A 20,309-nucleotide genomic window follows, 5' to 3' on the forward strand; every position below is an offset into this window, starting at 1 on the left:
CGGCTTATTGGTCTGATAAGTATGCGGCGTCTGCTCGAACACCCTCGACACCACCTCGACACCACCCTCAACGAGGAGCCGCGAGATGCCCGCCAGCACAGTGAGGAAGCGCAGCAGGTCCCGGATCATCGGCGCGGCGGCTCTGGCCGCCGGCGCCTCGCTCATGCTCGCCGCCTGCGGCAGCACCAAGGACACCGCGAGCGCGGGCAGCGGCGGAACCGGCAGGGTCGGCGTGATCCTGCCGCTGCTGACCTCGCCGTTCTGGCAGTCGTACAACGACTACGTACCCAAGATGGCCAAGTCCGAGGGCGTTCAGGTCCTCAAGACGGTCAACTCCAACAGCGACCCCTCGCAGCAGATCACCGACATCGACAACGAACTCACCCAGGGCGTCAAGGGGTTGGTGGTCGCGCCGCTGGACAGCGCAGCCATCCAGGCCGGGCTCGACCAGGCCGCGCGCAAGGGCGTCCCTGTCGTCGCCGTCGACGTCGCGCCCGACAAGGGCAAGGTCGCCATGGTGGTGCGCGCCGACAACGTCGCGTACGGCGAGAAGGCCTGCGACTACCTCGGGCAGCACATCACCAGCGGCAAGGTCGTACAGGTCATGGGCGACCTCGCCTCGGTCAACGGCCGCGACCGCTCCGAGGCCTTCCGGTCCTGCGTGAAGAAGAAGTACCCGAAGCTCAAGGTGCTGGAGATCCCGGCCAAGTGGGAGTCCGACACCGCCGCCGCCAAGCTCGACACCCTGCTCAACGCCAATCCCGACATCAAGGGCATCTACCTCCAGGCCGGCGGTGTCTACCTCGCGCCGACCCTGCAGACCCTCAAGTCCAAGGGCATGCTCAAGGCCGCCGGACAGCAGGGCCACATCGACATCGTCTCCAACGACGGCATCCCGCAGGAGTTCGACGCCATCCGCAAGGGCCAGATCGACGCCACGGTCTCCCAGCCCGCCGACGCCTACGCCCAGTACGGCCTGTACTACATCAAGGCGGCTATGGCCGGGAAGACGTTCAAGCCCGGGCCCACCGACCACGGTTCCACGATCGTCAAGCTGCCGAGCGGGATCCTCGAGGACCAACTGCCCGCACCCCTGGTCACCAAGGCCAACGTCGACGACCCCAAGCTGTGGGGCAACACGGTCAAATGAGCACCCCCGAGGTCACCCCGCACAGCACCCCGCTGGTGGAAGCCCGGGGCATCGTCAAACGGTACGGTCCCGCGGTCGCCCTCGCCGACGGCCGGCTCACCGTCCGCGCGGGCGAGTCCCACGCCCTGGTCGGCCGCAACGGCGCGGGCAAGTCCACCTTGGTCAACGTCCTCACCGGACTGCAGGCCCCGGACGAGGGCACGGTCCGCTTCGACGGCGAGAGCGCGCCCCCGCTCGCCGACCGGAACGCCTGGCGCCGCAAGGTGGCCTGCGTGTACCAGAGACCCACGGTCGTCCCGGAACTGACGGTCGCCGAGAACCTGTTCCTCAACCGGCAGCCCGCCGCCCGCGGCCTCATCAGCTGGCGCCGGCTGCGCCGCGAGGCCGCCGAGCTGCTCGGCACCTGGGGCGTGCACGTCGACCCCGAGGCCCGCACCGCCGACCTCAGGGTCGAGGACCGCCAAATGGTGGAGATCGCCCGGGCGCTGAGTTTCGGTGCCCGCTTCATCGTTCTGGACGAACCCACCGCCCAGCTCGACAACCGGGAGATCGAGCGGCTCTTCACGCGGATGCGCTCCCTGCAGGATTCCGGTGTCACCTTCCTGTTCATCTCGCACCACCTCCAGGAGGTCTACGAGGTCTGCCAGACGGTCACCGTGCTGCGCGACGCCCGCTGGATCACCACCGCACCCGTCGCCGACCTGCCCAGGGCGGCCCTGGTGGAGGCCATGGCGGGGGAGTCCGTCACCGAACAGGGTGTCCGCGAACGGCAGGTCGACGAAGATGCCCCCGTCCTGCTGGAGGCGCGCGGGCTCACCTCCCCGGCGTACGACGGCGTCGACCTCACCCTGCGGCGCGGCGAGGTCGTCGGACTCGCAGGCTCCAGCGGCAGTGGCAAGACCGAACTCGCCGAGTCCTTCGCCGGACTGCACACCCCGACCGGCGGCAGCGCCGAACTGGACGGCGGGCAACTGCCGTTCGGTGACGTACGGGCCGCCCTGCGGGCCGGGGTCGGCTGCGTTCCGCGCGACCGGCACGAGCAGGGACTGGTGTCCGGCATGAGCATCGGCGACAACACCACGCTCAGCGTGCTGGACCAGCTGGGCCGGTTCGGCTTCGTCGCCACCGACCGTCGGCGCCGCTTCGCCGCCGGGCTGATCGACCGCCTCGACATCCACGCCGAAGGCCCCGACCAGCCCGTGTCCGACCTGTCCGGCGGCAACGCGCAGAAGGTCGTCATGGCCCGCGCCCTCGCCTCCGACCCCCGCCTGCTGGTCCTGATCAACCCCACCGCGGGCGTCGACGTGAAGTCCAAGGAGTCGCTGCTCGCCCGCATGGACAGCGCCCGCGACGACGGCACCGCCGTCCTCGTCGTCTCCGACGAACTCGACGACCTGCGCCGCTGCGACCGCGTCCTCGTCCTCTTCCACGGCCGTGTCGTCGCCGAACACCCGGCCGGCTGGCGCGACCACGAGCTGATCGCCTCCATCGAAGGAGTTGACCATGGCTGACACCCGGGCGGCCCCGCCGCTCGCGCCCCCCAGGACCCCGGACGCGCGGTCGGCCAGGACCGTGCTGCTGCGCCGAGCGCGCGAACTCGCCCTGGTACCGGCCCTGTTGCTGCTCATGGTGCTGGGCGCCCTGGTCAACGACTCCTTCCTGACCGAGCGGAACCTGATCTCGATCCTCGGTGCCTCCGCCGCGCTCGCGATGGTCGTGCTCGCCGAGTCCCTCGTCCTGATCACCGGCAAGTTCGACCTGTCCCTGGAGTCGGTGGTCGGCATCGCGCCGGCCATCGGCGCCCTGCTGGTGCTGCCCGCGAGCCAGTCCGGCTGGGGCGCGGATCTTCCGGCCGGGCTCGCCCTGCTGGCGATTCCCGTGGCCGGTGCGGCCGTCGGCGCCTTCAACGGCATCCTCGTCGTGAAGTTCCGGCTCAACGCCTTCATCGTCACGCTCGCGATGCTCATCGTGCTGCGCGGACTGCTCGTCGGCGCCACCAAGGGCAAGACCCTGTTCGGCATGCCCGACAGCTTCTACTCGCCGGCCACCACCACCTTCCTCAACGTCCCGCTGTCCGTGTGGCTCGCCGCGGTCGCCTTCGCCGTCACCGGGTTCCTGCTGAAGTACCACCGCACCGGCCGTGCCCTGTACGCGATCGGCGGCAACGCCGACGCCGCCCGCGCCGCCGGCGTCCGCGTGGACCGGGTCATGCTCGGTGTCTACGTGGTCGCGGGCGTGCTCGCCTCCGTCGGCGGTCTGCTGCAGACCGGCTACGTCGGTGCGATCAGCGCCAACCAGGGCCAGAACATGATCTTCACGGTGTTCGCCGCCGCGGTGATCGGCGGCATCAGCCTGGACGGCGGCAAGGGCACCATGTTCGGCGCCCTGACCGGCGTCCTGCTCCTGGGTGTCGTACAGAACCTGCTCACCCTCGCCCAGGTCCCGTCGTTCTGGATCCAGGCCATCTACGGCGGGATCATCCTCGTCGCCCTCATGATCGCCCGAGTGACGACGGGCCGCGCCCAGGACTGACGAACGTCGGACATGACGAAGTGTCAGACACGATGGAGCGTCAGATATTCGACGACCGAAAGGACTTCAGTGTCCCAGGCCCCCGCCCGCATCACCGCGGTCGACACCCACGACATCCGTTTCCCCACCTCGCGCGAGCTGGACGGCTCCGACGCGATGAACCCGGACCCCGACTACTCGGCGGCCTACGTCGTCCTGCGCACCGACGCCGCCGACGGGATCGAGGGACACGGATTCGTCTTCACCATCGGGCGGGGCAACGACGTCCAGGTGGCCGCGGTCGACGCGCTGCGCGACCATGTGCTCGGCCGCGACGTGGCAGAGCTGTGTGCCGACCCGGGCGGGCTCTTCCGGGACCTGATCGGCGACAGTCAGCTGCGCTGGCTCGGCCCCGAGAAGGGTGTGATGCACATGGCGATCGGGGCCGTCGTCAACGCCGTCTGGGACCTCGCCGCCCGCCGGGCCGGCAAGCCGCTGTGGCAGCTGCTCGCCGACGCCGACCCCGATTGGCTGGTGGCGCAGATCGACTTCCGGTACATCGCGGACGCTCTCACACCCGGGGAGGCGCTCGAGCTGCTCAGGCGCGGCAGACAGGGCGCCGAGGAGCGCCGCGCCCGGCTGCTGGAGCGAGGCTTCCCCGCCTACACCACCTCCCCGGGCTGGCTCGGCTACGACGACGACAAGCTCGGCCGGCTCGCCGCGCAGGCCGTCGCCGACGGCTTCACCCAGATCAAGCTGAAGGTCGGCGCCGACCTCGACGACGACATCCGGCGCTGCCGGGTCGCCCGTGCGGTCGTCGGACCCGACATCAGGCTCGCCGTCGACGCCAACCAGCGCTGGAACGTGGACGAGGCCATCCGCTGGACCAGGGCGCTCGCCGAGTTCGGCCCGTACTGGATCGAGGAGCCCACCAGCCCCGACGACGTCCTCGGCCACGCCGCGATCCGCCGCGCGGTGGCCCCGGTGAAGGTCGCCACCGGCGAACACGTGCACAACCGGATCATGTTCAAGCAGCTGCTGCAGGCGGGCGCCCTCGACATCGTCCAGATCGACGCGGCACGCGTCGCCGGGGTCAACGAGAACCTCGCCGTCCTGCTGCTCGCCGCCAAGTTCGGCGTCCCCGTCTGCCCGCACGCCGGCGGGGTCGGCCTGTGCGAACTCGTCCAGCACCTGTCCATGTTCGACTACCTGGCGGTCTCGGGCACCACCGAGGACCGGGTCATCGAGTACGTCGACCACCTCCACGAGCACTTCGTCACCCCGGTCGTCGTCCGCGACGGCCACTACGCGGCACCCACCGCACCCGGGTTCTCGGCAGCCCTGCGCCCGGACTCCGTCGAGCGGTACACCTTCCCCGGTGGTACCTACTGGGCCGCCGACCCCGACACCCGGAAAGGACAGGCCGCATGAGCGACTTCGCGGGTCTGAAGGCCCTGGTCACCGGCGGGGCCTCCGGCATCGGCCGGGCCACCGCCGAACTCCTCGCCGCCCGGGGCGCCCAGGTCGCCGTCCTCGACCGGGACATCACCGGCGTCGACAAGCCGCTCCTCGCCCACCGCGCCGACGTCACGGACGACGCCTTGGTCCGTACGGCCGTCGCGCGCGCCGCCGAGGACCTCGGGGGCCTGGACGTCCTCGTCAACAACGCCGGGATCGGCGCCCGGGGCACCGTGGAGGACAACGACGACGCCGAATGGCAACGCGTCTTCGACGTCAACGTCCTCGGCATGGTCCGCGCCGCCCGCGCCGCCCTTCCGCACCTGCGCCGCTCCGCGCACGCGGCGATCGTCAACACCTGCTCGATCGCGGCCACCGCCGGGCTGCCGCAGCGCGCCCTGTACAGCGCCACCAAGGGCGCCGTGTACTCCCTGACCCTCGCCATGGCCGCCGACCACGTCCGCGAGGGCATCCGCGTCAACTGTGTCAACCCCGGCACGGCGGACACCCCGTGGATCGGCCGGCTGCTGGACGCGGCCCCCGACCCCGCCGCCGAACGCGCCGCCCTCGAGGCCCGCCAGCCCACCGGCCGCCTGGTGTCGGCCGCCGAAGTCGCAGGCGCCATCGCCTACTTGGCCAGCCCCCTGTCCGGCGCCACCACCGGCACCGCGCTCGCCGTCGACGGCGGCATGCAGGGCCTCAGGCTGCGCCCGGCGGGCCGGTGAGCCGGCTCGGCCGCAGCGGTGTCGACGTCACCCCGCTCGGTTTCGGGGCCGCCCCGATCGGCAACCTCTTCACCTCACTGGACGACGAGCAGGCGCACGAGGCGGTACGGGCCGCCTGGCAGCGCGGCCTGCGTTACTTCGACACCGCCCCGCACTACGGACTCGGCCTGTCCGAACGCCGGCTCGGCGCGGCCCTGCGGGCGTACGACCGTACCCGCTACACCGTCTCCACCAAGGTCGGCCGCCGCCTCGAGCCCGCCGGCAGCACCGGCGACGACCTGGCCAACGGCTTCGCCGTACCCGCCGCGCACCGGCGCGTGTGGGACTTCAGCGCCGACGGCGTCCGCCGCTCTTTGGAGGCCAGCCTCGACCGCCTCGGCCTGGACCGCGTCGACGTCGTGTATCTGCACGACCCCGACGACCACGCCGAACAGGCCTTCCGTGAGGGCTATCCGGCCCTGGAGAAGCTGCGCGGCGAGGGTGTGGTGCGCGCGATCGGCGCGGGCATGAACCAGACGGAGATGCTCACCCGGTTCGTGCGCGACACCGACGTGGACGTGGTCCTGTGTGCGGGCCGCTACACGCTGCTCGACCAGAGCGCCGCCGCCGACCTGCTGCCGGCCGCCGCCGAGCGTGGGGTGTCGGTCGTCCTCGGCGGCGTCTTCAACTCGGGGCTGCTGGCCGACCCGAGGCCGGATGCGACGTACGACTACGGGCGGGCGCCCGCAGAGTTGCTGGAGCGTGCCGTGCTGATGCAGGCGGTCGCCGAGCGGCACGGGACCACCCTGCGGGCCGCGGCGCTGGCCTTCTGCGCCGCCCACCCGGCCGTCGCCTGCGTGCTGACCGGACCCCGGTCGGCGGCCGAAGTCCACGACTGTGCCGAGCAGTTCGCGGCCCACGTGCCGGACGGTTTCTGGCGGGAGCTGCGGGAGACCGGCCTGCTGAGCCCTGAGCCCTGAGCCCTGAGCCCCGAGGCCCGGGCCGCGCGGAAGGACCCGTCATGACAGTTGCCCTGCACACCAAGGTCCGGGCCGACCGGATCGCCGACCACGAGGCCGCCCACCGCGGAGTCCGGGAGTCGCCGTGACCGTCGACGCCCACCACCACGTCTGGGACCTCTCGGTGCGGGACCAGGACTGGATCCCCGAACACAGCCCGCTCAGACGGGACTTCGCCTTCACCGACCTCGAGCCCGAGGCGCGAGCGGCCGGAGTCACCCGTACCGTCCTCGTCCAGACGGTCACCGTGCCCGAGGAGACCCCCGAGTTCCTGGCGCTGGCCGCCGCCCACCCCCTGATCGCCGGTGTCGTCGGCTGGGCCGACCTGACCCGCCCGGACATCGCCGAAGAGCTGGCCCGGCTGCGCCGGCTGCCCGGCGGCGCCCACCTGAAGGGCATCCGGCACCAGGTGCAGAGCGAGCCCGACCCGCAGTGGCTGCTGCGCCCGGACGTCCGCCGTGGCCTGACCGCGCTCGCGGACGCCGGGCTCGTGTACGACCTCGTCGTGCTGCCCCACCAGCTCCCGGCCTGTGTCCAGGCGGCGCGGTCGGTCCCCCGGCTCACCTTCGTCCTCGACCACCTGGGCAAGCCGCCCATCGCGTCGGGCGTCCTCGAACCCTGGGCCACCTACCTGCGCGCCCTCGCCGCTGTGCCCAACACCTGCTGCAAGCTCTCCGGCATGGTCACGGAGGCCGACCCCGCCTCCTGGACCGTCGACGACCTGCGCCCCTACACCGAGACCGCCCTGGAGGCCTTCGGCCCTGACCGCCTGATGTTCGGCTCGGACTGGCCGGTGTGCACGGCGGCCGGGACGTACGGCGAAGTCCTCGACGCGACAACCCGGTTGATCGGGCCGGCCGACCGCGTCCGCGTTCTCGAGACCACCGCCTGCCGCGTCTACGACCTCTGAGCCACCCCGGCCAGCCGCGTGGGCGGCAGGTACTCGCGCACATAGGTCCGCTCCCAGCAGGCGCCCGTCTCCCGCAGCTCCCGCCAGGTCGTGTAGCGGTAGCGGAACAGACGCGCCCGGACGAAACGGGGCGGGGTGTCCGGCGGGAAGGGGGAACGGCGCAGCAGGCGCAAGGTGTCGCGGTCGTTGTCCAGCAGCCGCTCGACCAGCGCGCCGAACCACTCGACGGCATAGCCCGGGGACAGTGCCGCGAACCACATCAGCCAGTCCAGACGCAGGTGGTACGGCGCGAACTGGCGCGGCCAGTGCCGGGTGTCCCCGGGCTTGCCCCGGAACTCGTACTCCCGCCAGTCCGAGTCCTCGCGCGGTACGTCGTCCAGCGTGCCCTCGACCACCACCTCGTAGCGGACCCGGCTGACGCTGCCGAACGCGCCGTAGGTGTTCACCAGGTGCAGCGGGTCGAAGGAGCGGTTCATGACCTGGCGGCGGGAGATCATGTTCGTCACCGGGTGGTAGCTCAGGCAGACCAGCAGCGCGCCGACTGCGAGCACCAGGACCTCGTACCACAGCTGCGCCGGCGGCACGGACGGCGCCGAGCCGGGGAAGCGCAGTGCCGACAGGGCCAGCACGATGGTGATCCAGTTCAGCCAGGAGAAGTTGCCGGACAGCACCAGCCACAGCTGGGTGACGATCATCAGCGCGGCGGCGGCCGAGGCGACCGGCTGCGGGGTGAACAGCAACACGGGCACGACCAGTTGGGTGACATGGTTGGCGGCCACCTCCACCCGGTGCAGCGGCCTCGGCAGACGGTGGAAGAACCAGCTCAGCGGGCCCGGCATCGGCTGGGTCTCGTGGTGGTAGTACAGACAGGTCAGCTTGCGCCAGCACGCGTCGCCCCGCAGCTTGATCAGCCCGGCGCCGAACTCCACCCGGAACAGGATCCAGCGCAGCAGGAACAGCACCACGACCGGCGGCGCCACCTCGTCGTTCCCGAGGAACGCGGCCAGGAAGCCCGTCTCCAGCAACAGCGACTCCCAGCCGAACGCGTACCAGGTCTGCCCCACGTTGACGATCGACAGGTACAGCGCCCACGGCACCAGCCACAGCAGGATCCCGGCCCACAGCGGCAGCAGCGAGTCCGCCCCGGCGAGCAGCGCCGCCGACACCGCGCAGCCCGCCCAGGCGCAGCCTGCGAAGAAGCGGTCCGAGTAGTGCAGCTGGAACACGCTCGGGGCCCGCTTGAAGGGTGTCCACGACACGAAGCGGGGGATCGGCAGCATGCCTCGTTCGCCCAGCAGCGCACGGAACTGCCGGGCCGCCGTGAGGAACGCGACCAGGTACACGGCGGCCAGAGCCCGCTGGAAGACCAGTCGGCTCAGCCAGTAGTCGGGAGCGGTGAACCAGTTCACGGCTGCGCGCCCTTCGTCACGGCCACACCGCCGAGGGGGGGCCGGTCTCCATCATGACCGTCCCCCGAGTTGCCAGCCAAACGGGTGCAATGCAGACAATAGAGGCCAAGTAACCCACAGTGATGCGGAGTGTACGGTGCGGATACCCACCGGATCCATCGTCACGGCCTGCGCGCTCTCGGCCGCGCTCCTCCTGGCCGGCTGCGCCAGCCCCGGCGTGAAGGAGGCCCGGATGGGCGTGGAGATCTACCTCCAGCCCGCCGCCTCCCAGGGGCCCGAGCCCTTCACCGGCTCCACCGTCACCGAGCCCGCCGCGCTCCCGCCCACGAGCAGCTCCGATCCCGGCGTGCCCCCTGACCCGACGCTGCCCGCCACCCTGGCCGTCGTCCCCCGGCACGAGATGCGCGCCCTGCCCGGCGGGACGCCCGGCCTCTACAGCGGTACCGCGCACGTGGCCGGCTGTGACGTCGAGCGGCAGATCGAGTACCTGACGGCAAACCCGGCCCGCGCCGACGCCTTCGCCGGTGCCGCCGGCATCTCCGCGACCGGCGTGCCCGGGTTTCTGCGCGGCATGACCCCGGTCGTGCTGCGCACCGACACCCGCGTCACCAACCACGCCTACCACCACGGGCAGGCGACCGGCTACCAGGCGGTGCTCCAGGCCGGCACGGCCGTTCTCGTGGACAACCGTGGCATGCCCCGGGTCCGCTGCGCCTGCGGCAACCCGCTGGGGGCGCCCGTCGCCGTCCGCGGCGGCCTCGGCGCCCGCGGCAGCGCGTGGTCCGGATACCGGCCGAGCCAGGTGGTCGTGGTGACCCCGGCACCCCGCGTCGTCGCCAGCATCACGATCGTCGACGTCGACAGGCACACCTGGATCGAGCGCCGGATCGGCCACGACGTCCGCCACGACCAGGTCGTCGCCGCGCCCGCCTGGGCCGCCGCCCCGCCCCAGGGTGCCCCGGACCCGACGGACACCGCGCCCGTGGACACCGCACCGCCGGCCCCGGGGCTGCCCAGTGCGCCCACCGGCGCCGCCACACCCGCCGCCCAGGCCGCGCCGGGCCGCAGTTCCGTGCCCGCGGTCCGGACCACCCCGGCGCCCGGACCGGCCCTGCCACAGACCTCGCCGTCCCTCGTCCGCACCCTGGACGCGACGGCCGGGAGCGGCCCGCCCGCCAGCCCCGGCCCGCGCCACGGCACGGGCCCGCCCGGCCCGGCGGACGACAGCCCGAACGACAGCCCGCCCGACGAGCCCGCCACGCACGTCCCCGGCGGCTGATCACGACCGAAGCGCTCACCCCGGCCGGGCTGCGGCGCGTCCCGCGCGGCCAGGTCCGCGGACAGCTCCCCGATCCGGTCGAACAATCCGACAAACCCTGGCATGGTGGCCCCATGGCTGATCGGGGAGCGAGTGCCCTGTCACTCCCGGATGACTGGCCCGCCCATCCGGACCCGATCCTGGCGCTCAACCGCATGGGCACCTTCGACTGGGACCTGGACAAGGGCCTGATCCACCTGGACGCCCAGGCCCACGAGGTGTTCGACCTGCCGCCCGAGGAGTTCGACGGGCGCCTGAAGACCCTCGCCACACGGGTGCCGCCGCCGGAGGGCGCCCGGCTGGACGCGGCGGTCTCGCGGGCCATCAAGGACGGCCGTGAGAACTACGGCGCCTACTTCCGTGTCCGCCGCCGCGACGGCACCCTGCGCTGGACCCACAGCCAGGGCTACATCCGCCGCGACAGCACCGGCCGCCCGCGCCGGGTCGTCGGCATCGTCCGCGACGCCACCGAGGAACTGGCCGACGCCACTGCCCGCAGCCTGCGCGCCGCCCAGGACGAGGCGTTCCGCCGGCAGACCAACATCGTCCAGGTCGTCTCCGCCGCCCTCGCCCATGCCCGCACGGTCCGGGACGTCATCGACGTCCTCAAGGACACCCACGGCGTCCGCCGCCTCGGTGCGGCGAGCCTGGTCATGGGTCTGGTGGAGGCGGGCCGGATCCGTCTCGTCGCCGAGGCCCCCGTCGGCAGCTTCGTGCCCGCCAGTCAGGTGAACCGCATCGACGAGCCGTACCCGATGAGCGAGGTCGTCCGCACGCTGCTGCCGCGCTTCATCGAGTCCCCCGAGGAGTTCGCCGAGGGCTATCCGATCCTCTGGCCGCACCTCACCGACCTGCACATCACCTCCGCCGCCTATCTCCCGCTGATCGCCCAGGCCCGCCCGATCGGAGCGATGGGCCTGCTCTACGACGACCGGCGCGGCTTCTCCACCGAGGAGCGCGCCGTGCTGGTCGCGCTCGGCAGCAGCATCGCGCAGAGCCTGCAGCGAGCCATGCTCTACGAGCAGGAGAAGGACCTCGCCCAGAGCCTGCAGCAGGCCATGCTGCCGCGCACCATCCCCAGCGTGCGCGGCGCCGACGTCGCCGTGCGCTACCGCGCCGCCACCGCCGGGGGCGCCCTGGGCCGGGACATCGGCGGCGACTGGTACGACCTGATCCCGCTGCCCGGCGGCCGGGTCGGCGCGGTCATCGGCGACGTCCAGGGCCATGACACACACGCGGCGGCCGTCATGGGCCAGTTGCGGATCGTGCTGCGTGCCTACGCCGCCGAGGGGCACACCCCGGCCACCGTGATGGCCCGCGCCTCCGTCTTCCTCCACGAACTCGACACCGACCGCTTCGCCACCTGCCTGTACGCCGAGGCCGACCTGTCCACCGGAGTCGTACACGCCGTCCGCGCCGGGCACATCGACCCGCTGATCCGGCACCGCGACGGCACCTGCCGCCGGGTCCCGGTCGAGGGCGGGCTGCCGCTCGGTCTGTCCGCCGAGTTCGGCCGGCTGGAATACCCGGTCACCACCCTCGAACTCGAGCCCGGCCACACGCTGCTGCTGTGCACCGACGGGCTCGTCGAACGGCCCGGGGCCGACCTCGACGACGGCATGCGTGGCCTGGTGGCGCTCGTCGGCGCGGGCCCGGACGACGTGCGGGACCTCGCCGACCGGCTGATCCAGCTGGCGGAGGAGCGGGGCGCCGACGACGACGTGGCGTTGCTCCTGCTGCGCCGGCGCGCCCAGAGGTCCCCAGGGCCGGCGGACGGCTCCAGCAGCAGGCGGCACCCGGCGACCCGGAGGGCCTGGTCCAGGCCCGGCACCTGATCCGCGACGCTGCCCGCGCCTGGGGCGCCGACGGGCGGGCCGACGAGATCGAACCGGTCGCCGACGAGCTGATCACCAACGCCCTGCTGCACACCGAGGGCTCCGCGGTCGTCACCCTGCGGGCGCTGGACGGCACCGACCGCAGGGTCCGTATCGAGGTCGAGGACTCCTCCAGCGCCCTGCCACGCCGCCGTGACGCGGCACAGGACGGCGTCCGCGGCCGGGGCCTGCTCCTGGTGGACGGGCTCGCCGACGTCCGGGGTGTGGAGGCACGCGGCTGCGGCAGGGCCATGTGGTGCGAGTTCCTGCTGCCCGGGCACGCCTGACGACAGGGACCCCGGATGGCACTCTGGACGTATGCCGGAACTGCCCGAGGTGGAAGCGCTCAAGGACTTCCTCGCCGAGCACCTGGCGGGCCGCAGGGTCGCCCGGGTGCTGCCGGTCGCCGTCAGCGTCCTGAAGACGTACGACCCGCCGGTCACCGCCCTCGAGGGCGCTGAGGTGGCGGCCGTGCACCGGCACGGCAAGTTCCTGGACCTGGAGGCGGACAGTGGCCTGCATCTGGTGACCCATCTGGCCCGTGCGGGCTGGCTGCAGTGGAAGGACCGGCTCCCCGACGGCCCGCCCAAGCCGGGCAGGGGCCCGCTCGCGCTGCGCGTGGCGCTGGAGACCGGCGAGGGCTTCGACCTCACCGAGGCCGGCACCCAAAAGCGCCTCGCGGTCTACGTCGTCCGCGATCCGCAGGAGGTCGAGGGGATCGCCCGGCTCGGCCCGGACCCGCTCGGCGACGGCTTCGACGAGGAGCGGTTCGCCGCCCTGCTCAGGGACGAAAGGCGCCGGCTGAAGGGTGCCCTGCGCGACCAGTCCCTGATCGCGGGCGTCGGCAACGCCTACAGCGACGAGATCCTGCACGCCGCGAAGACGTCCCCGTTCAAGCTCGCCTCCTCCCTCACCCCGCAGGAGACCCGTCAGCTCTACGAGGCGCTGCGCAGCACGCTCAGCGAGGCGGTCGAGCGCTCCCGGGGGATGGCCGCCGGGCGGCTGAAGGCGGAGAAGAAGAGCGGGCTGCGCGTCCACGGCCGTACCGGAGAGCCCTGCCCGGTGTGCGGCGACACCATCCGCGAGGTCTCCTTCAGCGACTCCTCGCTCCAGTACTGCCCCACGTGCCAGACGGGCGGCAGGCCGCTGGCGGACCGCAGGCTGTCACGGCTGCTGAAGTGAGCGCGCGGCGCCGCGCCCGAGGGGGCTCAGGGCGCCTCGACGGACACCAGGGACTGGCCGTCGGCGGTGCGTACGTCGTAGTGGGCGATCTGGTCCGGGTGCAGCGGGGAGGATCCGAGCGCGGTGAAGGTGCCGGTGTCGCGGCCGGACTGGGTCCAGGTGCCGGCGACCTGTTCGGAGCCGTCGCGGCCCACGACGACGAGCCGGCAGGTGTGCGGGCCGGTGCGGTCCTTGACCCGCAGCAGCAGCCTGCTGCCGGTGTCCTCGTCGTCCGCGGTGACCTCGGCCCACACCCCGGTCCTGGGATCGGTCGTCGCGGTGACGTGCGCGGCCGGTTCGTCATGGCCGGCGAAGGCCACCAGCCCCGGACCGGCCACGGCCAGCACCACGGAGGCGGCCAGGCCGTACAGGAAGCGGCGACGGCGTACCTGCTGCCGGCGCACGACCTCGCCGAGAAGCCGCTCCAGCAGCCGGGGCCCGAGCTGCGCCATGGGGTGCACAAAGCGCGGCGTGGCTCGGCGGTACAGCATCAACTGCCGTGCTGCGGGGCCGAATTCGGTCACCTGTGCCGCGCACTGGGAGCACTCCATGAGGTGGTCCTCGAAGCGGAACGCGTCCACCTCGTTCAGCACGCCGAGCGCGTAGGCGCCGACGTCACGATGCCTTTCCTGGGACCTCATGCCGAATCCTCGTGCCGATGGGTGTGGGTGGGGTTACTCCGTGCTCCCACCCGTACGCAGCCGACAGCCGAATCACTCAAGCCACCCACGGAAATCCCGGACGAGGGATTCGGAGCGGTCCGGCCCGCGGATTGGTCGGTTTTCGAAAAAGTCCGCGGCTCCGAACGCCCGGGTCAGAACAGGTGGATCGCCAGGTGTCCGAGCGGCAGGCCGAGCCGCCAGGCCGGGGTCCACACCTTCGGCCCGTCGTCCTCGCCGGGCACCGCGCCGCCGCCCGGCACCGCGTCCAGGTCCGGCGCGAGCAGCTCGGTCTCCTCCAGCCAGCGCCAGGCCTGCGCGGCGAGGGCCAGGTCCGGCGAGCGCGCGCCGGTCTCGGCGGCCCGGTCGGTCAGCTCGGCCATCCGCTCCCGGACCCACTCCTGCCACGGCTGGTCGTAGGCGGTCAGCGACAGCCAGTTCTCCAGCTGGGAGATCACCCGGATGCCGGACAGCTCCCCGTCGGTGTCGGACAGGAAGACGGTCAGCGCCAGCGCGTCCCGGCCGGCCCTGAACTCGAAGGACGTGGGCGGCATGAGATCGCCCGTGCGCAGCAGCTCGTCGGCGATGTACTCGGCGTACAACCAGGCCATGGGGACGGCCAGTTCACCGCCGCCGGTGCCGTCCGTGCTCTCGTGCCCTCTGTGCAGCATCCCTTCCTGCCCTTCCTCCGGTACGTGCGCGTGGCCCGAGCCCCGTCGGCTCGCGGCCCGGCCCCCGCCCGGAACGCGGATGAGGACAGCCCATTGCCCCAACGGGTGCCACAGCAAGGCGCTTTACCGAGGTTTGACCCAGCCTCCGGTTTCAGTGCAGGTCGGCTGTGTAACCCGGCAGGACCCGGCGCAGCGCGCGCAGCGCATAGTACGCCCGGGACTTCACGGTACCGGGTGGTACGCCGAGGGTCTGCGCCGCTTCCGCCACACTGGCCCCGAGGAAGTACACGAGTACAAGGACGTCACGGTGCTCCGGCGTGAGTGTCTTCACAGCCTTGCGCACGTCGAGCATCGTGGCGGCCCGCTCGGCGTGGTCGGCGCTGACCCGTGCGGTCTCGGGGACCTCGCCGCCGGCCTCGGGCGGCCGGGCCCGCCGGGCCCGCCGGGCGTCGATCGCAAGGCGCCGGGCGACGGTCAGCAGCCAGGGTCGCACCGAGTCGAAGCCGTCGGCGTGCACTGCCTCGGGGTGCTGCCAGGCGCGTACCAGGGTCTCCTGGGCGAGGTCCTCGGCGCGCTGCCGGTCGCCGTCGCAGAGCCGGAGCAGCAGCGCGAAGAGCGGGCCGCCGTGCTCGCGCTGGAGCGCGGCCAGTTCGTGCTCGGCGGTCGTCGTCCCGTGGGCCGGCGCCGCCGTCCGGTGGGTGAGTGAGGTCGCGGCCGTCATGGCCGTATGGCAGCGCAGGCCGGAGCCGGGGGACAGGGGGTCCACGCCGCGGTGCGACGGACGGTCGATCGCGTCGGTGAACGGTCGGACGAGCGGTTCCGCAGGGGCCGGACGGGCTAATGAGGAGGCCTGATCCGTTTATTCGGCGTGCCAGATTCGTACCCATATGCCCGTCGCGGCATTGTCGGTAAATACGACATATCTGGGGTGACCTGATGCTCGGACGCAGACAACACATGGCCCTGGCCGTCACCGCCGTCCTGGCGGCCGCGGCGGCCTGTACCAACCACGCACGGCAGGATTCCGGGCGCGGGGCCCCCGCCGGCTCCGCCGCCCGCGGCTTCACCCTGGTCGCCTCCGGCGGCGTCCTGCCGCAGACCTCCGTCGTCGACCGCGCGGCCTACGACGCCGGCGAGAGCGGCTACGACTTCCGGCCCATGCTCGCCGACGTCGAACCCGTCGTCTCCCGCGCCGATCTGGCGCTGTGTCACATGGACACCGTCTACGGCACCGGAGGCGAGCACTCCGGTTACCCGCCCTTCAAGTCCCCGCCGCAGATCGCCCAGGGCCTCACCGCGACCGGATACGACGGCTGCTCCACCGCCTCCAGTCACGCCCTGGACGACGGAGCCGCCGGCATCCGCCGCACCCTGGACGCGATGGACGAGGCCGGCCTCAAGCACGCCGGCACCGCCCGCAGCGCAGCCGAGGCGCACTCGGTGACGATCTTCGCGGCCGGCCCGGCCCGGGTCGCGCACCTGTCGTACACCCTCGACGCCGGCGCAAACCCGTTGCCGGCCGGCGAGCCCTGGGCCGTCAGCCTCGCCGACGAGCAACGGATGATCTCCGACGCCCGTGCCGCCCGGCAGGCCGGCGCCGACGTGGTCGTGGTCTCGGTGCACTGGGGCACCGACTGGCAGGACGCGCCGGACGAGCAGCAGCTCGCCCTGGCCCGGAGGCTCACCGCCTCGAGCACCGCCGGCCGCCCCGACATCGACCTGATCCTCGGCAGCCACGCCCATGTCCCGCAGGCGTACGAGAAGGTCAACGGCACCTGGGTGATCTACGGCATGGGTGAGCAGATCCCCGGCGAGACGTACCAGCGCGGTGCCCGGGACCCGCGCGGCAACGAGTCCACCCTCGGCCGCTTCACCTTCCTCCCGCCCGCGCGGCCGGGCGACCGCTGGCGGGTCACCAAGGCCGAGTTCATCCCCGAGTGGTTCGACCCGGACGCGGGCCGGGTGGTCGACCTCAACCGGGCCATCGCCGACGGCGCCGAGCTGGGCGCGGTGCGCGACCGCATCCGGGACGTGACGCTCAGCCGCGGAGCGGCCAAGGACGGCCTGGTCATGGGGGAGTGATCAGCCCGCGCTCATCCGGCGGACTGTCGTACGGCCAGCGCGGAGCGCTTGTAGGAGTAGCCGAAGTAGATCACGCACCCGATCACGAACCACACCGCGAACCGCACCCAGGTCTCCCACTGCAGGAACGTGATCAGCCAGATCGAGAAGACGACCCCCAGCGCGGGCACGACCGGCATCCCCGGCGTGCGGAAGGTGCGGGGCAGCTCCGGCTGGCGGTAGCGCAGCACGATCACCGCCGTGCACACCACCACGAACGCCAGCAGGATGCCGATGTTGGTCAGCTCGGCCGCCGAGCCGATCGGCACGAACCCGGCGATGGCCGCCGAGCCCACCCCGACGATCCAGGTCACCCGGGTCGGCACATGGCGCGTCGGGTGGGTCTTGGCGAACCACTTGGGCAGCAGCCCGTCGCGGGACATGGAGAACCACACCCGCGTCACGCCCAGCATGAACGTGAACATCACGGTCAGGATGCCGATGATGGCGCCCACCGCGATCACGTCCGCCAGCCCGCTCAGCCCCACGGACTTGAACGCGGTCGAGAAGCCGCTCTCCTTGTTGATGTGCTTGTAGTTCTGCATGCCCGTCAGCACCAGACAGGCCGCCACGTACAGCACCATCGAGATCGCCAGCGAGTAGATGATCGCCTTGGGCATGTGCCGCTGCGCGTCCTTCGATTCCTCGGCCGCCGTCGACATCGCGTCGTAGCCGAACACCGCGAAGAACACGGTGGCCGCGCCGGTGAAGGCGCCGCCGATGCCGTACGGGAAGAACGGGTGGTAGTTCGCGGTGTCGATGTGGAACACGCCCACCCCGATCACCAGCAGCACCACGACCACCTTCAGCCCGACGACAACGGTCTCGAAGCGGGCCGCGCTGCGGATGCCCAGGTTCAGGAGCCAGGCGATCAGCAGGCACAGCACGGCGGCGAACAGGTCGACCCGGTGCCCGTCCCCGGTGCCGGGCGCGCCCAGCATCCAGTGCGGCAGGTTCGCGCCCATCTCCTCGACCAGGAAGCTGAAATATCCGGAGATGCCGATCGCCACCACGGCCACGATCGCGGTGTACTCCAGCAGCAGGTCCCAGCCGATGAACCAGCCCGCGAACTCGCCGAGCACCGCATAGCCGTACGTGTACGCCGACCCCGCCTTGGGGATCAGCCCGGCGAACTCGGCGTACGACAGCGCCGCACACGCGCTCGCCACACCGGCGATCAGGAACGACACCAGCACTGCCGGACCGGCCGTGCCGTTGGCCACCGTGCCGGCCAGCGTGAAGATACCGGCGCCGATGATGCCGCCCACGCCGATCGCGGTGAGCTGCCACAGGCCCAGCGACCGGTCCAGCCGGGTGCCCTCGCCGACTTCCGTGTCCTCGATGTGCTCGATGGGTTTGCGGCGGAGAATGCCTTCGCCCGCGCGGATCCTGTCCATGAGCCTCACCTCTTCGCCGACGGCAAACGGCTGCCGGCGGATCATGATGGCTCAGGCCCATCGCGTACGGAAGACGCCACGCACGGGCCGGGCCGCAGTCCGGACGTACTCGTACAACCGGTGGTTGTGGTGGGTGCCGTCCTGGTTGTTTGCGTCGACGACGTCCTGCTGGTTTTCATGTCCTGGGTCAACAGGAGGTTGTGCATGAAACTGGGCCGGCGGTTCGGGTGGCTGTGGGGGGCGTACGCCGTCAGTACCTTCGGCACCTGGCTCGCGTTCGACGCCTTCGCGATGATCGCGGTCCTCGTCCTGCACGCCGGATCCGCCGAGGTGTCGCTGCTCGCCTCCGCCGGTGTGGCGGTCGGCGCGGTGGCCGCCGTACCGCTCGGGCCGTGGATCGAGTTCCGGCGCAAGCGCCCGGTGATGATCACCGCCGACCTCGTGCGCTGTGCCGCGCTGCTCACCCTGCCCGCCGCCTACGCGCTCGGCGTGCTCGGCTTCGGGCAGCTGCTGGCGGTCGCCGTGATCGTCGCAGCGGCCGACATCACCTTCACCGCCGCCTCCGGCGCCCACCTCAAGGCCCTCGTCGCGCCCGCCGACCTGCTCACCGCCACCAGCCGGTTCGAGTCCACCACCTGGACGGCCTCCGTACTCGGCCCGCCGCTCGGCGGCGCCGCGATCGGTCTGATCGGACCCGTGACGACGGTGGTCGTGGACGCCGTCAGCTATCTGCTCTCCGCTCTCGGCATCCGGGCCATCGGCACCGGCGAGGCCCACCCGCAGCGCACCGCAGCGCCCCGCGCAGGAGAACTCCTCGACGGCTGGCGGCACCTGCTCACCAGCCGCGCCCTGCGCCCGCTGTTCTTCAACTCGCTGGCGAACAACGCCCTGATCATGGCCGTCTCGCCGGTGCTCGCGGTCCTCATGGTCGGGCACCTCGGCTTCACGCCCTGGCAGTACGGCCTCGCCTTCGCGGTGCCCTGCCTCGGCGGACTGCTCGGCTCCCGGCTCGCCCGCCCGCTCACCACCCGCTACGGCCGTCGCCGCGTCCTGCTCACCTCCGGTGTGCTGCGCGCGCTGTGGTCCGTCGGACTCGCCTTCGTCCGCCCCGGCGTGCCCGGCCTGCTGATCGTGATGGTGACCGAGGCGGGGCTGATCACCTGCTGCGGCGTGTTCAACCCCGTCCTCGCCGCCGAACGGCTGGAACTGGCCCCGCCCGACCGGGTGGCCCGTACCCTCGCCGCCTGGTCGGTCACCGGCAAGGCCACAACCGCCGCCGTGACCGCCCTGTGGGGCCTGCTCGCCGCCGTCACCAGCCCGCGTACGGCGATCGCCACCGCCGGGATCCTGCTGCTGGCGACCCCGCTGCTGCTGTTCCGGCCTACGGAACGACCGTCACCGGCCAGCGTCCGGCCTTCACCAGCCGCACCGCCACCGAGCCGATGATCCGGTGCCCGGCCTGCTCCGAGGCGCCGACGACCACCGCGTCCGCCTTCAGCTCGTCGGCCGCCCTGACCAGCCCGCTGTAGGCGTCCCCGCGGAAGGTGTGGAACTCCCAGCGGACCTCGAATATCCCCTTGACGCGCTCGGCCGCCTCCCGGATGTACGTGACCAGGTCCTCGGCGATCGCGTCGGTGGTCTCCGCCACCGGCGCCCCGAGCGCCGCCCCGGCCGCGAGGACCGGCTGCACGTACACCACGGCCAGCAGCGCGTGCTGGCGCCGGGCGAGCCCGCCCGCGTACGCGGCGGCGCGCAGCGAGGAGTCGGAGCCGTCCACCCCGACCACGATGACCTTCGGCCCGTCCGTACCCCGCTCGAACTGGTGCGCGTGCGAATGGGAGTGCTGCCCCTGCTGTTCCGTCACGGCCGTGAGGCTATCGGAACCAG

Annotated in this window: 17 protein-coding genes and 1 pseudogene; 12 read left to right on the forward strand and 6 right to left on the reverse strand. The window is 72.2% G+C overall.

Translation table 11 applies throughout. The features are described 5' to 3' along the window. Positions 1–85: 85 nt before the first annotated feature. The 7 genes from GQF42_RS38640 (at position 86) to GQF42_RS38675 (ending at position 7,752) form a co-directional block, all read left to right on the forward strand. On the forward strand, positions 86–1,150 hold the full coding sequence (locus tag GQF42_RS38640; protein WP_158927743.1) for a sugar ABC transporter substrate-binding protein: 1,065 nt from the start codon (positions 86–88) through the stop codon (positions 1,148–1,150). Next, positions 1,147–2,661, forward strand: a complete 1,515-nt coding sequence (locus tag GQF42_RS38645; RefSeq protein ID WP_158927745.1) for a sugar ABC transporter ATP-binding protein — start codon at positions 1,147–1,149, stop codon at positions 2,659–2,661. Before GQF42_RS38640 ends, GQF42_RS38645 begins: the two co-directional genes overlap by 4 nt. Next, a complete protein-coding gene (locus tag GQF42_RS38650) occupies positions 2,654–3,682 on the forward strand; it encodes an ABC transporter permease (protein ID WP_158927747.1) in 1,029 nt (342 codons plus the stop codon). The genes GQF42_RS38645 and GQF42_RS38650 overlap by 8 nt, the downstream gene beginning before the upstream one ends. 69 nt (positions 3,683–3,751) lie before the next feature. Further along, complete coding sequence (locus GQF42_RS38655) at positions 3,752–5,092, forward strand: L-fuconate dehydratase (protein ID WP_158927749.1); 1,341 nt, start codon at positions 3,752–3,754, stop codon at positions 5,090–5,092. Further along, the gene (locus GQF42_RS38660) at positions 5,089–5,844 is read left to right on the forward strand and encodes an SDR family NAD(P)-dependent oxidoreductase (protein WP_158927751.1); all 756 of its coding nucleotides are present in this window, start codon (positions 5,089–5,091) and stop codon (positions 5,842–5,844) included. Before GQF42_RS38655 ends, GQF42_RS38660 begins: the two co-directional genes overlap by 4 nt. Beyond that, positions 5,841–6,803 (forward strand): aldo/keto reductase, encoded by a 963-nt coding sequence (locus GQF42_RS38665; protein WP_158927753.1) that lies wholly within the window; start codon positions 5,841–5,843, stop codon positions 6,801–6,803. The genes GQF42_RS38660 and GQF42_RS38665 overlap by 4 nt, the downstream gene beginning before the upstream one ends. 124 nt (positions 6,804–6,927) lie before the next feature. Next, a complete protein-coding gene (locus GQF42_RS38675) occupies positions 6,928–7,752 on the forward strand; it encodes an amidohydrolase family protein (RefSeq protein ID WP_158927755.1) in 825 nt (274 codons plus the stop codon). Here the strand turns inward: GQF42_RS38675 and GQF42_RS38680 are convergent. Beyond that, positions 7,740–9,161, reverse strand: coding sequence for a lipase maturation factor family protein (locus GQF42_RS38680; protein WP_158927757.1), 1,422 nt, complete (start codon positions 9,159–9,161; stop codon positions 7,740–7,742). The two genes, GQF42_RS38675 and GQF42_RS38680, sit on opposite strands and share 13 nt — an antisense overlap. 136 nt (positions 9,162–9,297) lie before the next feature. Here GQF42_RS38680 and GQF42_RS38685 point away from each other — a divergent pair, with 136 nt between their 5' ends. From GQF42_RS38685 to GQF42_RS38695, 3 genes and pseudogenes are all read left to right on the forward strand, one after another. Further along, positions 9,298–10,440, forward strand: a complete 1,143-nt coding sequence (locus tag GQF42_RS38685; protein WP_158927759.1) for a DUF6777 domain-containing protein — start codon at positions 9,298–9,300, stop codon at positions 10,438–10,440. A 113-nt stretch (positions 10,441–10,553) separates the two neighbouring features. Beyond that, a pseudogene (locus GQF42_RS38690) lies at positions 10,554–12,640 on the forward strand (SpoIIE family protein phosphatase). 31 nt (positions 12,641–12,671) lie between these two features. Further along, the gene (locus GQF42_RS38695) at positions 12,672–13,535 is read left to right on the forward strand and encodes an Fpg/Nei family DNA glycosylase (protein ID WP_158927760.1); all 864 of its coding nucleotides are present in this window, start codon (positions 12,672–12,674) and stop codon (positions 13,533–13,535) included. 26 nt (positions 13,536–13,561) lie between these two features. Here the strand turns inward: GQF42_RS38695 and GQF42_RS38700 are convergent, their stop codons facing one another. The 3 genes from GQF42_RS38700 to GQF42_RS38710 form a co-directional block, all read right to left on the reverse strand. Further along, the gene (locus GQF42_RS38700; RefSeq protein ID WP_158927762.1) at positions 13,562–14,215 is read right to left on the reverse strand and encodes a zf-HC2 domain-containing protein; all 654 of its coding nucleotides are present in this window, start codon (positions 14,213–14,215) and stop codon (positions 13,562–13,564) included. A gap of 173 nt (positions 14,216–14,388) precedes the next feature. Beyond that, positions 14,389–14,904 carry a hypothetical protein gene (locus GQF42_RS38705; protein ID WP_158927764.1) on the reverse strand — a complete coding sequence of 172 codons (516 nt, stop codon included), beginning with the start codon at positions 14,902–14,904 and terminating at the stop codon, positions 14,389–14,391. A gap of 151 nt (positions 14,905–15,055) precedes the next feature. Next, on the reverse strand, positions 15,056–15,625 hold the full coding sequence (locus GQF42_RS38710; protein ID WP_158927766.1) for a sigma-70 family RNA polymerase sigma factor: 570 nt from the start codon (positions 15,623–15,625) through the stop codon (positions 15,056–15,058). A 215-nt stretch (positions 15,626–15,840) separates the two neighbouring features. Here GQF42_RS38710 and GQF42_RS38715 point away from each other — a divergent pair, with 215 nt between their 5' ends. Further along, positions 15,841–16,986, forward strand: coding sequence for a CapA family protein (locus GQF42_RS38715; RefSeq protein ID WP_158927767.1), 1,146 nt, complete (start codon positions 15,841–15,843; stop codon positions 16,984–16,986). 11 nt (positions 16,987–16,997) lie between these two features. Here the strand turns inward: GQF42_RS38715 and GQF42_RS38720 are convergent, their stop codons facing one another. Continuing rightward, complete coding sequence (locus GQF42_RS38720; protein ID WP_158927769.1) at positions 16,998–18,422, reverse strand: amino acid permease; 1,425 nt, start codon at positions 18,420–18,422, stop codon at positions 16,998–17,000. Between the two features lie 204 nt (positions 18,423–18,626). Between GQF42_RS38720 and GQF42_RS38725 the strand changes: the two genes are divergently transcribed. Further along, positions 18,627–19,868 (forward strand): MFS transporter, encoded by a 1,242-nt coding sequence (locus GQF42_RS38725; protein ID WP_233273631.1) that lies wholly within the window; start codon positions 18,627–18,629, stop codon positions 19,866–19,868. Here the strand turns inward: GQF42_RS38725 and GQF42_RS38730 are convergent. Then, positions 19,804–20,286, reverse strand: coding sequence for a universal stress protein (locus GQF42_RS38730; RefSeq protein ID WP_158927773.1), 483 nt, complete (start codon positions 20,284–20,286; stop codon positions 19,804–19,806). The genes GQF42_RS38725 and GQF42_RS38730 overlap by 65 nt on opposite strands. Positions 20,287–20,309: the final 23 nt, after the last annotated feature.

The organism is Streptomyces broussonetiae (genome assembly GCF_009796285.1).
Classification (GTDB): Bacteria; Actinomycetota; Actinomycetes; order Streptomycetales; family Streptomycetaceae; genus Streptomyces; species Streptomyces broussonetiae.